The following is a 17,402-nucleotide window of genomic DNA, read 5'->3' on the forward strand; positions in this document are numbered from 1 at the left end:
AACAAGTGTGGATACAGCTACATTCAGTTCCTCAAATTCATACAGTTCACAATACCCAAGTAATTCTTCTGATGTAATTTTTAATGATGATGGAACAAAAATGTATGTATCAGATTCTAGTACTGGTTATATATACCACTACAATCTCTCAACTGCCTTTGATGTAAGTAGTGCATCTTACCTTAATGCCTATGCGAGTGGTCAAGGCGTACAATCCATGGCATTTAATAATGATGGAACAAAATGGTTTATACTAAATACAACCCAAATAAGAGAATACAGTGTTTCAACAGGATTTGATACAACTGCTAGTAACGTAAGCGCAACTACAACCAGTACTCTTAGTTCCCAAGACGCAAATATGATGGGGGTAACCTTTAATAACGATGGAACTAAGATGTTCACCGTTGGTGCATCAAACGATAAAGTATATGAATACGCCCTAAGTACAGCCTTCGATATTTCAACAATTTCATATACTGATAGTGTTAGTATTCAATCTCAAGAAATATACCCAACAGACATAAGATTTAATCACGATGGAACAAAAATGTATATCACAGGTACAAGTGGTCGAGATATTAACGAGTATACGTTATCATCTGCCTTTGATATATCATCTACTGTTACCCATAAAGGTAGTTACAGTCTTACTTCTTCAGACTCGTATCCAACTGGTTTTTCTTTTAATAATGATGGAACAAAACTTTTTACCACAGGTGCTAGTAACGATAGAGTTAATGAACATTCTTTAACAACTCCTTTCAGCCTAGTGGATGTCTCTGGTGAACATTCAGGTGATGTCATTAACACAAGTTCAACTAATAATTATGATACAGATCCTGATAGCGACACACTAACTGTTACTGCAATTAGAACCGGTTCAGATGAAGGTAATGGTACAGCAGGATCCGTTGGTTCAGCCTTAACAGGTACCTATGGTAATTTAACAATTGCAGCAAATGGGTCTTATACTTATGTTGTTGCAGACAATAGTACAACGAATGCCCTTGATGCAGGCGATATTGTAACGGATATCTTTAATTACACTGTATCTGATGGACAAGGCGAAACAGATATTGCAACTATAACCATAACAATTACTGGAATAAATGATGCGCCAACAGCAGATAATGATACAGATACTGTTACGGCAGCTGGTACTGTAACTGATGCCACTAATAGCGCTGGAACCTTAGTTTCAGGTGATACCGATGCTGATGCAAGTTCTAGTTTATATGTAACAAAAATTACTCACACTAACGGAAACAGCTCAGAGGTAACGTATAGCTCAACAAAATCATCGAATGCAGCAACCATTGTTGGTTCTAAAGGTACCTTAACATTTGGTTCAGATGGTAGTTATTCTTATACTGCAAATTTAAATGTCACAACAGGACCGGATATTTTTACTTACACCGTAACTGATGGAACCTCTACAACAACTGCAACACTTACAATCAATGTTGTAGTTAATCATTTTGGTTATATCCAAGAAGGTAAAACATTAACGGTTGCAAATACGGCCTCACTTGTTTCTGGTACAAGTACTGGAAGTAATACAGGAGACATTGTCTTTAATGATACTAGCGATACATATACTGTAACACATATCCAACCTAGTGGAAGTTCTACAACTGCTGTAACAAATGTTACTTACTCTCATGGTTCAGCAACTTCTGTTGAGGGTACTTATGGAACCTTAACCATTGGTTCAGATGGTAGTTATAACTATGTTGCAAACTCTAATATATCAGGTGTTAATGCAGGCGGTTCAAACGTAACCGATACATTTACTTACACCCAGAGTATTGGAGGTGTAGCCACTACAAAAACATTAACTATATATGTTATTCCAAGCCAAGATCTAACCGCACGTAATGATACCGGTAATATTAATGAAGGTGGAACTTTAACCGTTTCAAATAGTTCTAATGCAACAAGTGTGGATACAGCTACATTCAGTTCCTCAAATTCATACAGTTCACAATACCCAAGTAATTCTTCTGATGTAATTTTTAATGATGATGGAACAAAAATGTATGTATCAGATTCTAGTACTGGTTATATATACCACTACAATCTCTCAACTGCCTTTGATGTAAGTAGTGCATCTTACCTTAATGCCTATGCGAGTGGTCAAGGCGTACAATCCATGGCATTTAATAATGATGGAACAAAATGGTTTATACTAAATACAACCCAAATAAGAGAATACAGTGTTTCAACAGGATTTGATACAACTGCTAGTAACGTAAGCGCAACTACAACCAGTACTCTTAGTTCCCAAGACGCAAATATGATGGGGGTAACCTTTAATAACGATGGAACTAAGATGTTCACCGTTGGTGCATCAAACGATAAAGTATATGAATACGCCCTAAGTACAGCCTTCGATATTTCAACAATTTCATATACTGATAGTGTTAGTATTCAATCTCAAGAAATATACCCAACAGACATAAGATTTAATCACGATGGAACAAAAATGTATATCACAGGTACAAGTGGTCGAGATATTAACGAGTATACGTTATCATCTGCCTTTGATATATCATCTACTGTTACCCATAAAGGTAGTTACAGTCTTACTTCTTCAGACTCGTATCCAACTGGTTTTTCTTTTAATAATGATGGAACAAAACTTTTTACCACAGGTGCTAGTAACGATAGAGTTAATGAACATTCTTTAACAACTCCTTTCAGCCTAGTGGATGTCTCTGGTGAACATTCAGGTGATGTCATTAACACAAGTTCAACTAATAATTATGATACAGATCCTGATAGCGACACACTAACTGTTACTGCAATTAGAACCGGTTCAGATGAAGGTAATGGTACAGCAGGATCCGTTGGTTCAGCCTTAACAGGTACCTATGGTAATTTAACAATTGCAGCAAATGGGTCTTATACTTATGTTGTTGCAGACAATAGTACAACGAATGCCCTTGATGCAGGCGATATTGTAACGGATATCTTTAATTACACTGTATCTGATGGACAAGGCGAAACAGATATTGCAACTATAACCATAACAATTACTGGAATAAATGATGCGCCAACAGCAGATAATGATACAGATACTGTTACGGCAGCTGGTACTGTAACTGATGCCACTAATAGCGCTGGAACCTTAGTTTCAGGTGATACCGATGCTGATGCAAGTTCTAGTTTATATGTAACAAAAATTACTCACACTAACGGAAACAGCTCAGAGGTAACGTATAGCTCAACAAAATCATCGAATGCAGCAACCATTGTTGGTTCTAAAGGTACCTTAACATTTGGTTCAGATGGTACTTATTCTTATGCCGCAAACTCTGACGCAACATCAGGAGATGATGTCTTTACTTATACTTTAAGTGATGGAACAGCAACAACCACAGCTACATTAACAATTACAATTAATAACTCTGCACCTACCGCATCTAATTCAACAGTATACATTAATGAAAATAACCAAGAATCTACAGCAGGGGATAGAACACCATCCAATATTACAAAAGTTTTTGCAGCAAGTGATTTTAGTTTTGCAGATACAGATGGAGGCAGTTTATCAAAAGTTAAAATTACTACATTAGAAAGTGCGGGTGCTTTAGAATACGATAATGGATCATCTTGGGTTGATGTAACTGAAGACCAAGAAATTACAGCGTCAGATATTACCAATGATAAATTAAGATTTACCCCGGCTGCAAATTCAGAAAGTAATCCATATTTTAGTTTCAAAGTTCATGATGGAACAGATTATAGTTCATCAGCTTACACAATGACTATATCGGTTAACGCTGCACCTGATGTTACAGATACAACCGTTGGATCAACAGTTGCTGCAGGTGCCGCAAGTTCAGGGGATGTTCATAACGGTACTATTGTTACTGACAGTGATGATGCTGACAGTGTTCTAGTGGTAACAGCTGCAAAAGCTGCTTCAGAAGGTGGAAGTTATTCAACAGTAATTAATTTAGGACATGATGATAATTTAGTTACAGCTGGAACAACTTCTTCTAATGGATTATCTGTTACTGGTACTTATGGAACATTAGTTATGGGTGCAGATGGAACATATACTTATACAGCAAGTTCAACAAATAATATCGCGTACGATGCAACTGCAACAGACACATTTACATTTACAACCCGTGATGATGAAGGTTCAAGTGGAAATGCAGGTTCGCATGCTTATGATGTAGGTGAACTAATTTTTACTGTTGCTTCTTCAGTTTCATTAGATGCAGATACAGATACCGTTAACGAAGATGCAACCGTTACTGTTGCGGATGGAGATGCAGAAGATGTTTTAGAGGATGATACAAGTGCAACAACCGTTTCTCATATTGGAACAGCATCGAATAGTTTAACTTCAATTTCAACGTCTCAAGCGATAACAGGTACTTATGGAACTTTAACCATGTATGCAACAGGAGCATACTCTTATGTTGCAGATCAATCAGCAGCTGATGCATTAACCGCAGGGGTAGCAGCAAATGATGTTTTTTATTATAAAGCAGCAGGTGCAACAACAACCTTAACAATAGCTGTTACAGGAATTGGTCCACTAGCAGCAAATGATGCAGCAAATGTTAATGAGGATGCAACCGTTGAAGGAACAGCATCAGTGACGGGAACAGGTGTTCTTGGAAATGATGATGGTAATGCATCTTATGATACTGAAAGTTTAAGAGTGACTAGAGTTTCAACAGATAATTTTTCAACTGCAACAACCGTTGATGATGATGACAACGCAGATACAATTGATGGAACTTATGGAACATTAACAATTTATAAAACAGGTCAATATTCTTACACACCGGATAATGCAACTGCACAAGCGCTTGCACAAGATGCATCTGTTACAGATACTTTTTATTATGAAATTAAAGATGACGGCGATGTTAATGCAAGTACTGCAACATTAGTATTTACTATTACAGGTCAAAACGATGCGCCAACCATTTCACAAACAACAGCGAATAACTTTACTGAAGACAGTACATCATCTGGGGCCACGGTAGGCGTATTTGATGTTGATGATGAAGAAACGGCAGACGGCAGTTTAACTGTTACTGTTTCTGATACAACAAACTATGCCATATCTTATGATAACTCGGGTACAGCGACTGTAACCTTAACAGATGCGGGCGCGGCGAGAGTTAATGCCGGTAATGAGTTACCAGCGTACACCGTCACAGTCACCGACGGCGATAGTTCAACGGCCACAGCCACACATGATCCAAGTGTTACAACTGTTAACGATGATCCAACAATTGCAGTAAGTGCCACTTCTACATTAACAGAGGGGTCTGTATCTACAGGCGATACCGTTCATACCTTTAATATTGCCGATGAAGAAACAGCAGACGATACGTTAACGTTAACTCTTTCAAATACAACTTATTATGCGGTAGCGAATAATGATGACGGCACAGCGACCGTTACTTTAACGGCAGCCGGGGTTACTTATTTAAATGCGGGAAATAGTTTACCAGCCTATACATTAACTGTTACTGATGAAGCGAGTAATACGGCAACCGCAACTCAAACCCCAACGATTTCATTACAAAACGATGCGCCAACCATTTCACAAACAACAGCGAATAACTTTACTGAAGACAGTACATCATCTGGGGCCACGGTAGGCGTATTTGATGTTGATGATGAAGAAACGGCAGACGGCAGTTTAACTGTTACTGTTTCTGATACAACAAACTATGCCATATCTTATGATAACTCGGGTACAGCGACTGTAACCTTAACAGATGCGGGCGCGGCGAGAGTTAATGCCGGTAATGAGTTACCAGCGTACACTGTCACAGTCACCGACGGCGATAGTTCAACGGCCACAGCCACACATGATCCAAGTGTTACAACTGTTAACGATGATCCAACCATTTCACAAACAACAGCGAATAACTTTACTGAAGACAGTACATCATCTGGGGCCACGGTAGGCGTATTTGATGTTGATGATGAAGAAACGGCAGACGGCAGTTTAACTGTTACTGTTTCTGATACAACAAACTATGCCATATCTTATGATAACTCGGGTACAGCGACTGTAACCTTAACAGATGCGGGCGCGGCGAGAGTTAATGCCGGTAATGAGTTACCAGCGTACACCGTCACAGTCACCGACGGCGATAGTTCAACGGCCACAGCCACACATGATCCAAGTGTTACAACTGTTAACGATGATCCAACAATTGCAGTAAGTGCCACTTCTACATTAACAGAGGGGTCTGTATCTACAGGCGATACCGTTCATACCTTTAATATTGCCGATGAAGAAACAGCAGACGATACGTTAACGTTAACTCTTTCAAATACAACTTATTATGCGGTAGCGAATAATGATGACGGCACAGCGACCGTTACTTTAACGGCAGCCGGGGTTACTTATTTAAATGCGGGAAATAGTTTACCAGCCTATACATTAACTGTTACTGATGAAGCGAGTAATACGGCAACCGCAACTCAAACCCCAACGATTTCATTACAAAACGATGCGCCAACCATTTCACAAACAACAGCGAATAACTTTACTGAAGACAGTACATCATCTGGGGCCACGGTAGGCGTATTTGATGTTGATGATGAAGAAACGGCAGACGGCAGTTTAACTGTTACTGTTTCTGATACAACAAACTATGCCATATCTTATGATAACTCGGGTACAGCGACTGTAACCTTAACAGATGCGGGCGCGGCGAGAGTTAATGCCGGTAATGAGTTACCAGCGTACACTGTCACAGTCACCGACGGCGATAGTTCAACGGCCACAGCCACACATGATCCAAGTGTTACAACTGTTAACGATGATCCAACAATTGCAGTAAGTGCCACTTCTACATTAACAGAGGGGTCTGTATCTACAGGCGATACCGTTCATACCTTTAATATTGCCGATGAAGAAACAGCAGACGATACGTTAACGTTAACTCTTTCAAATACAACTTATTATGCGGTAGCGAATAATGATGACGGCACAGCGACCGTTACTTTAACGGCAGCCGGGGTTACTTATTTAAATGCGGGAAATAGTTTACCAGCCTATACATTAACTGTTACTGATGAAGCGAGTAATACGGCAACCGCAACTCAAACCCCAACGATTTCATTACAAAACGATGCGCCAACCATTTCACAAACAACAGCGAATAACTTTACTGAAGACAGTACATCATCTGGGGCCACGGTAGGCGTATTTGATGTTGATGATGAAGAAACGGCAGACGGCAGTTTAACTGTTACTGTTTCTGATACAACAAACTATGCCATATCTTATGATAACTCGGGTACAGCGACTGTAACCTTAACAGATGCGGGCGCGGCGAGAGTTAATGCCGGTAATGAGTTACCAGCGTACACCGTCACAGTCACCGACGGCGATAGTTCAACGGCCACAGCCACACATGATCCAAGTGTTACAACTGTTAACGATGATCCAACCATTTCACAAACAACAGCGAATAACTTTACTGAAGACAGTACATCATCTGGGGCCACGGTAGGCGTATTTGATGTTGATGATGAAGAAACGGCAGACGGCAGTTTAACTGTTACTGTTTCTGATACAACAAACTATGCCATATCTTATGATAACTCGGGTACAGCGACTGTAACCTTAACAGATGCGGGCGCGGCGAGAGTTAATGCCGGTAATGAGTTACCAGCGTACACCGTCACAGTCACCGACGGCGATAGTTCAACGGCCACAGCCACACATGATCCAAGTGTTACAACTGTTAACGATGATCCAACAATTGCAGTAAGTGCCACTTCTACATTAACAGAGGGGTCTGTATCTACAGGCGATACCGTTCATACCTTTAATATTGCCGATGAAGAAACAGCAGACGATACGTTAACGTTAACTCTTTCAAATACAACTTATTATGCGGTAGCGAATAATGATGACGGCACAGCGACCGTTACTTTAACGGCAGCCGGGGTTACTTATTTAAATGCGGGAAATAGTTTACCAGCCTATACATTAACTGTTACTGATGAAGCGAGTAATACGGCAACCGCAACTCAAACCCCAACGATTTCATTACAAAACGATGCGCCAACCATTTCACAAACAACAGCGAATAACTTTACTGAAGACAGTACATCATCTGGGGCCACGGTAGGCGTATTTGATGTTGATGATGAAGAAACGGCAGACGGCAGTTTAACTGTTACTGTTTCTGATACAACAAACTATGCCATATCTTATGATAACTCGGGTACAGCGACTGTAACCTTAACAGATGCGGGCGCGGCGAGAGTTAATGCCGGTAATGAGTTACCAGCGTACACCGTCACAGTCACCGACGGCGATAGTTCAACGGCCACAGCCACACATGATCCAAGTGTTACAACTGTTAACGATGATCCAACAATTGCAGTAAGTGCCACTTCTACATTAACAGAGGGGTCTGTATCTACAGGCGATACCGTTCATACCTTTAATATTGCCGATGAAGAAACAGCAGACGATACGTTAACGTTAACTCTTTCAAATACAACTTATTATGCGGTAGCGAATAATGATGACGGCACAGCGACCGTTACTTTAACGGCAGCCGGGGTTACTTATTTAAATGCGGGAAATAGTTTACCAGCCTATACATTAACTGTTACTGATGAAGCGAGTAATACGGCAACCGCAACTCAAACCCCAACGATTTCATTACAAAACGATGCGCCAACCATTTCACAAACAACAGCGAATAACTTTACTGAAGACAGTACATCATCTGGGGCCACGGTAGGCGTATTTGATGTTGATGATGAAGAAACGGCAGACGGCAGTTTAACTGTTACTGTTTCTGATACAACAAACTATGCCATATCTTATGATAACTCGGGTACAGCGACTGTAACCTTAACAGATGCGGGCGCGGCGAGAGTTAATGCCGGTAATGAGTTACCAGCGTACACTGTCACAGTCACCGACGGCGATAGTTCAACGGCCACAGCCACACATGATCCAAGTGTTACAACTGTTAACGATGATCCAACCATTTCACAAACAACAGCGAATAACTTTACTGAAGACAGTACATCATCTGGGGCCACGGTAGGCGTATTTGATGTTGATGATGAAGAAACGGCAGACGGCAGTTTAACTGTTACTGTTTCTGATACAACAAACTATGCCATATCTTATGATAACTCGGGTACAGCGACTGTAACCTTAACAGATGCGGGCGCGGCGAGAGTTAATGCCGGTAATGAGTTACCAGCGTACACTGTCACAGTCACCGACGGCGATAGTTCAACGGCCACAGCCACACATGATCCAAGTGTTACAACTGTTAACGATGATCCAACAATTGCAGTAAGTGCCACTTCTACATTAACAGAGGGGTCTGTATCTACAGGCGATACCGTTCATACCTTTAATATTGCCGATGAAGAAACAGCAGACGATACGTTAACGTTAACTCTTTCAAATACAACTTATTATGCGGTAGCGAATAATGATGACGGCACAGCGACCGTTACTTTAACGGCAGCCGGGGTTACTTATTTAAATGGGGGAAATAGTTTACCAGCCTATACATTAACTGTTACTGATGAAGCGAGTAATACGGCAACCGCAACTCAAACCCCAACGATTTCATTACAAAACGATGCGCCAACCATTTCACAAACAACAGCGAATAACTTTACTGAAGACAGTACATCATCTGGGGCCACGGTAGGCGTATTTGATGTTGATGATGAAGAAACGGCAGACGGCAGTTTAACTGTTACTGTTTCTGATACAACAAACTATGCCATATCTTATGATAACTCGGGTACAGCGACTGTAACCTTAACAGATGCGGGCGCGGCGAGAGTTAATGCCGGTAATGAGTTACCAGCGTACACCGTCACAGTCACCGACGGCGATAGTTCAACGGCCACAGCCACACATGATCCAAGTGTTACAACTGTTAACGATGATCCAACCATTTCACAAACAACAGCGAATAACTTTACTGAAGACAGTACATCATCTGGGGCCACGGTAGGCGTATTTGATGTTGATGATGAAGAAACGGCAGACGGCAGTTTAACTGTTACTGTTTCTGATACAACAAACTATGCCATATCTTATGATAACTCGGGTACAGCGACTGTAACCTTAACAGATGCGGGCGCGGCGAGAGTTAATGCCGGTAATGAGTTACCAGCGTACACTGTCACAGTCACCGACGGCGATAGTTCAACGGCCACAGCCACACATGATCCAAGTGTTACAACTGTTAACGATGATCCAACAATTGCAGTAAGTGCCACTTCTACATTAACAGAGGGGTCTGTATCTACAGGCGATACCGTTCATACCTTTAATATTGCCGATGAAGAAACAGCAGACGATACGTTAACGTTAACTCTTTCAAATACAACTTATTATGCGGTAGCGAATAATGATGACGGCACAGCGACCGTTACTTTAACGGCAGCCGGGGTTACTTATTTAAATGCGGGAAATAGTTTACCAGCCTATACATTAACTGTTACTGATGAAGCGAGTAATACGGCAACCGCAACTCAAACCCCAACGATTTCATTACAAAACGATGCGCCAACCATTTCACAAACAACAGCGAATAACTTTACTGAAGACAGTACATCATCTGGGGCCACGGTAGGCGTATTTGATGTTGATGATGAAGAAACGGCAGACGGCAGTTTAACTGTTACTGTTTCTGATACAACAAACTATGCCATATCTTATGATAACTCGGGTACAGCGACTGTAACCTTAACAGATGCGGGCGCGGCGAGAGTTAATGCCGGTAATGAGTTACCAGCGTACACTGTCACAGTCACCGACGGCGATAGTTCAACGGCCACAGCCACACATGATCCAAGTGTTACAACTGTTAACGATGATCCAACAATTGCAGTAAGTGCCACTTCTACATTAACAGAGGGGTCTGTATCTACAGGCGATACCGTTCATACCTTTAATATTGCCGATGAAGAAACAGCAGACGATACGTTAACGTTAACTCTTTCAAATACAACTTATTATGCGGTAGCGAATAATGATGACGGCACAGCGACCGTTACTTTAACGGCAGCCGGGGTTACTTATTTAAATGCGGGAAATAGTTTACCAGCCTATACATTAACTGTTACTGATGAAGCGAGTAATACGGCAACCGCAACTCAAACCCCAACGATTTCATTACAAAACGATGCGCCAACCATTTCACAAACAACAGCGAATAACTTTACTGAAGACAGTACATCATCTGGGGCCACGGTAGGCGTATTTGATGTTGATGATGAAGAAACGGCAGACGGCAGTTTAACTGTTACTGTTTCTGATACAACAAACTATGCCATATCTTATGATAACTCGGGTACAGCGACTGTAACCTTAACAGATGCGGGCGCGGCGAGAGTTAATGCCGGTAATGAGTTACCAGCGTACACTGTCACAGTCACCGACGGCGATAGTTCAACGGCCACAGCCACACATGATCCAAGTGTTACAACTGTTAACGATGATCCAACAATTGCAGTAAGTGCCACTTCTACATTAACAGAGGGGTCTGTATCTACAGGCGATACCGTTCATACCTTTAATATTGCCGATGAAGAAACAGCAGACGATACGTTAACGTTAACTCTTTCAAATACAACTTATTATGCGGTAGCGAATAATGATGACGGCACAGCGACCGTTACTTTAACGGCAGCCGGGGTTACTTATTTAAATGCGGGAAATAGTTTACCAGCCTATACATTAACTGTTACTGATGAAGCGAGTAATACGGCAACCGCAACTCAAACCCCAACGATTTCATTACAAAACGATGCGCCAACCATTTCACAAACAACAGCGAATAACTTTACTGAAGACAGTACATCATCTGGGGCCACGGTAGGCGTATTTGATGTTGATGATGAAGAAACGGCAGACGGCAGTTTAACTGTTACTGTTTCTGATACAACAAACTATGCCATATCTTATGATAACTCGGGTACAGCGACTGTAACCTTAACAGATGCGGGCGCGGCGAGAGTTAATGCCGGTAATGAGTTACCAGCGTACACCGTCACAGTCACCGACGGCGATAGTTCAACGGCCACAGCCACACATGATCCAAGTGTTACAACTGTTAACGATGATCCAACCATTTCACAAACAACAGCGAATAACTTTACTGAAGACAGTACATCATCTGGGGCCACGGTAGGCGTATTTGATGTTGATGATGAAGAAACGGCAGACGGCAGTTTAACTGTTACTGTTTCTGATACAACAAACTATGCCATATCTTATGATAACTCGGGTACAGCGACTGTAACCTTAACAGATGCGGGCGCGGCGAGAGTTAATGCCGGTAATGAGTTACCAGCGTACACTGTCACAGTCACCGACGGCGATAGTTCAACGGCCACAGCCACACATGATCCAAGTGTTACAACTGTTAACGATGATCCAACAATTGCAGTAAGTGCCACTTCTACATTAACAGAGGGGTCTGTATCTACAGGCGATACCGTTCATACCTTTAATATTGCCGATGAAGAAACAGCAGACGATACGTTAACGTTAACTCTTTCAAATACAACTTATTATGCGGTAGCGAATAATGATGACGGCACAGCGACCGTTACTTTAACGGCAGCCGGGGTTACTTATTTAAATGCGGGAAATAGTTTACCAGCCTATACATTAACTGTTACTGATGAAGCGAGTAATACGGCAACCGCAACTCAAACCCCAACGATTTCATTACAAAACGATGCGCCAACCATTTCACAAACAACAGCGAATAACTTTACTGAAGACAGTACATCATCTGGGGCCACGGTAGGCGTATTTGATGTTGATGATGAAGAAACGGCAGACGGCAGTTTAACTGTTACTGTTTCTGATACAACAAACTATGCCATATCTTATGATAACTCGGGTACAGCGACTGTAACCTTAACAGATGCGGGCGCGGCGAGAGTTAATGCCGGTAATGAGTTACCAGCGTACACCGTCACAGTCACCGACGGCGATAGTTCAACGGCCACAGCCACACATGATCCAAGTGTTACAACTGTTAACGATGATCCAACCATTTCACAAACAACAGCGAATAACTTTACTGAAGACAGTACATCATCTGGGGCCACGGTAGGCGTATTTGATGTTGATGATGAAGAAACGGCAGACGGCAGTTTAACTGTTACTGTTTCTGATACAACAAACTATGCCATATCTTATGATAACTCGGGTACAGCGACTGTAACCTTAACAGATGCGGGCGCGGCGAGAGTTAATGCCGGTAATGAGTTACCAGCGTACACTGTCACAGTCACCGACGGCGATAGTTCAACGGCCACAGCCACACATGATCCAAGTGTTACAACTGTTAACGATGATCCAACAATTGCAGTAAGTGCCACTTCTACATTAACAGAGGGGTCTGTATCTACAGGCGATACCGTTCATACCTTTAATATTGCCGATGAAGAAACAGCAGACGATACGTTAACGTTAACTCTTTCAAATACAACTTATTATGCGGTAGCGAATAATGATGACGGCACAGCGACCGTTACTTTAACGGCAGCCGGGGTTACTTATTTAAATGCGGGAAATAGTTTACCAGCCTATACATTAACTGTTACTGATGAAGCGAGTAATACGGCAACCGCAACTCAAACCCCAACGATTTCATTACAAAACGATGCGCCAACCATTTCACAAACAACAGCGAATAACTTTACTGAAGACAGTACATCATCTGGGGCCACGGTAGGCGTATTTGATGTTGATGATGAAGAAACGGCAGACGGCAGTTTAACTGTTACTGTTTCTGATACAACAAACTATGCCATATCTTATGATAACTCGGGTACAGCGACTGTAACCTTAACAGATGCGGGCGCGGCGAGAGTTAATGCCGGTAATGAGTTACCAGCGTACACTGTCACAGTCACCGACGGCGATAGTTCAACGGCCACAGCCACACATGATCCAAGTGTTACAACTGTTAACGATGATCCAACAATTGCAGTAAGTGCCACTTCTACATTAACAGAGGGGTCTGTATCTACAGGCGATACCGTTCATACCTTTAATATTGCCGATGAAGAAACAGCAGACGATACGTTAACGTTAACTCTTTCAAATACAACTTATTATGCGGTAGCGAATAATGATGACGGCACAGCGACCGTTACTTTAACGGCAGCCGGGGTTACTTATTTAAATGGGGGAAATAGTTTACCAGCCTATACATTAACTGTTACTGATGAAGCGAGTAATACGGCAACCGCAACTCAAACCCCAACGATTTCATTACAAAACGATGCGCCAACCATTTCACAAACAACAGCGAATAACTTTACTGAAGACAGTACATCATCTGGGGCCACGGTAGGCGTATTTGATGTTGATGATGAAGAAACGGCAGACGGCAGTTTAACTGTTACTGTTTCTGATACAACAAACTATGCCATATCTTATGATAACTCGGGTACAGCGACTGTAACCTTAACAGATGCGGGCGCGGCGAGAGTTAATGCCGGTAATGAGTTACCAGCGTACACCGTCACAGTCACCGACGGCGATAGTTCAACGGCCACAGCCACACATGATCCAAGTGTTACAACTGTTAACGATGATCCAACAATTGCAGTAAGTGCCACTTCTACATTAACAGAGGGGTCTGTATCTACAGGCGATACCGTTCATACCTTTAATATTGCCGATGAAGAAACAGCAGACGATACGTTAACGTTAACTCTTTCAAATACAACTTATTATGCGGTAGCGAATAATGATGACGGCACAGCGACCGTTACTTTAACGGCAGCCGGGGTTACTTATTTAAATGCGGGAAATAGTTTACCAGCCTATACATTAACTGTTACTGATGAAGCGAGTAATACGGCAACCGCAACTCAAACCCCAACGATTTCATTACAAAACGATGCGCCAACCATTTCACAAACAACAGCGAATAACTTTACTGAAGACAGTACATCATCTGGGGCCACGGTAGGCGTATTTGATGTTGATGATGAAGAAACGGCAGACGGCAGTTTAACTGTTACTGTTTCTGATACAACAAACTATGCCATATCTTATGATAACTCGGGTACAGCGACTGTAACCTTAACAGATGCGGGCGCGGCGAGAGTTAATGCCGGTAATGAGTTACCAGCGTACACCGTCACAGTCACCGACGGCGATAGTTCAACGGCCACAGCCACACATGATCCAAGTGTTACAACTGTTAACGATGCGCCAACAGCATCAAATAATACAGTTTCTATAGATGAAGATACGCCTTATGTATTTTCAACATCTGACTTTGGGTATACCGACACAGATGAAGGTGATACTTTAGAAAGTATTAAGATAACTAACTTAGAAGATGCTGGTGCATTACAATATTACAATGGTTCAGCTTGGATAGATGTAACTTTAAACCAAGTTATTACAGTATCTGATATTACAAGTGGATATTTAAGATTAAACCCTACTGCAAATGAAAGCGGTTCACCTTATACAACTTTTGAGTTTTCCGTTAATGATGGTGATGTAGATAGCGCTACAAGTTACACTATGACAATTAACGTAACCGCTATAAATGATAATCCGGTTGCAGATAATGAAGAGAATACCGCAACAGAAGGTACTACTACAACAGTCACAGACGGGACTTCAGATATTCTCTATGGCGACACAGATACAGAGGGAGATACATTAGAAATATCAGGCATAAGAACAGGAACAGAGTCTGGCTCTGGAACATTTGGAGCAATAGCTACACCTTTAACTGGTACTTATGGATCTTTAACAATTAATTCAGATGGAACATATAGTTATACGCCTAATGATGTTTTAGGTAGTGGAGAAACTGGAATAGATTATTTTACATATACAGTCTCAGACGGTAATGGTGGAACAGATACAGGACAACTTTCTATAACGGTTACAGGTGCTAATGATGCCCCAGTTGGTGTTAATGATAGTAATACAATTGATATAGCAGCAACTTCAACTTTAACAGTCACAAATGACTCTGAAAAAGATGTGTTAACTAACGATACTGATCCAGATTCAAATGATACATCAATAGTAACCGAGATAAGAACAGGATCAACTGAAGGCTCAGGTACTGCTGGAACATTAGGGGAGGCATTAATTGGAACTTATGGTTCTTTGATAATGAACTCAAATGGTAGCTACACATATATAGTTAATGAAGGTTTAAAAGATACATTGGATCCAGGTGAAATAGTTTATGAATATTTTAATTATACAGTTAGAGATGGCAGCGGTGTTACGGATACAAGTTCAATTGTATTAAAATTACAAAATGGTGGTGGTGTTGTTAAAGAAATTAGAGAAAAGAAAGCTGAAAGAATTATTATAAATCAAGCTAGAATGGAAGCAAGAGTTCAAGTTGAAAATACTTTCACAGAACTAAATCAATCAACAGAATTTGATTTAAATAATTTTGAATTTGAACAAACTGCAAAAAAAACAGATTATTCCCAAGGTCTCAAATTAGTTGATTTAGTTGCCGAAACAGACTCTCTTCAAATTTCTGAAGGAGAACTTTCAAACCTTAAAGTTAAAGACAAACAAGAAGGTTTAAAATTGAAATTTGGTGTCATGAATGAAGCCGACAATGAGATTGTTAAATTTGATGGAAAAATGAGTGATGGTTCTGCATTACCTGAGTGGATTAAAATTAATCCTAAAACAGGTCAAACAACCACAAATATTCCAGAAGGTGTAGATAAAGTTGAAATTATGATTATTGCAACGGATAAAAACAATGAAACTCGAGAAATTGCAGTTGAGATTGATCCTGAAAAAATAAAACAAGATAGAAAAATTATCAAACAAGCAAAAAGAACAAATTCTTCAATTACCGTTAATGAAGACGGTACGGTTAATATTGTAAAACAAAATGAAGATGGATTAGTTGAAAGATTATTTAACAAAACATTAAATTTTAACAATCAAGCAGATATCAATGAAATTATTGAAACGTTTAAACCAGAAACAATTTTTCAACTTAAACCTTTAAATATTGGAAATGATTTAATTATAGATTTGCCCAATGAGCTAAAAGGTAATTTTAATAATACTAAACTTGTTCTTAAAGATGGAACCGAAGTACCTGACTGGCTTGAGTATGATCCTGTAACGGGTCAAATTATTGCAGAAAATCCACCTGAAGATGCTTCTCAATTAGAATTAAAACTTATTATTGAGCAGGATGGAAAAATTATTGTAAAAGATTTAGAAATTGATTTACAAGAGCAAAATGTATCCCAAAATTTTGATGGGGGTGAAAATAATAAATTTGTTACTTTAAGCGACCAATTAGATAAAGAATTTAATGATTGGGAAGATTATGGTAATGACCTTATTAATAGACTATAAA

Annotated in this window: 1 protein-coding gene; it reads left to right on the plus strand. The window is 40.8% G+C overall.

Annotation, left to right across the window (positions count from 1 at the left end):
* Window positions 1–7: 7 nt before the first annotated feature.
* The gene (locus AC5SML_RS02905) at window positions 8–17,401 is read left to right on the plus strand and encodes a cadherin-like domain-containing protein (protein ID WP_494617564.1); all 17,394 of its coding nucleotides are present in this window, start codon (window positions 8–10) and stop codon (window positions 17,399–17,401) included.
* Window position 17,402 lies beyond the last annotated feature (1 nt).

It is taken from the genome of Candidatus Pelagibacter sp. PS_17, from assembly GCF_059417945.1.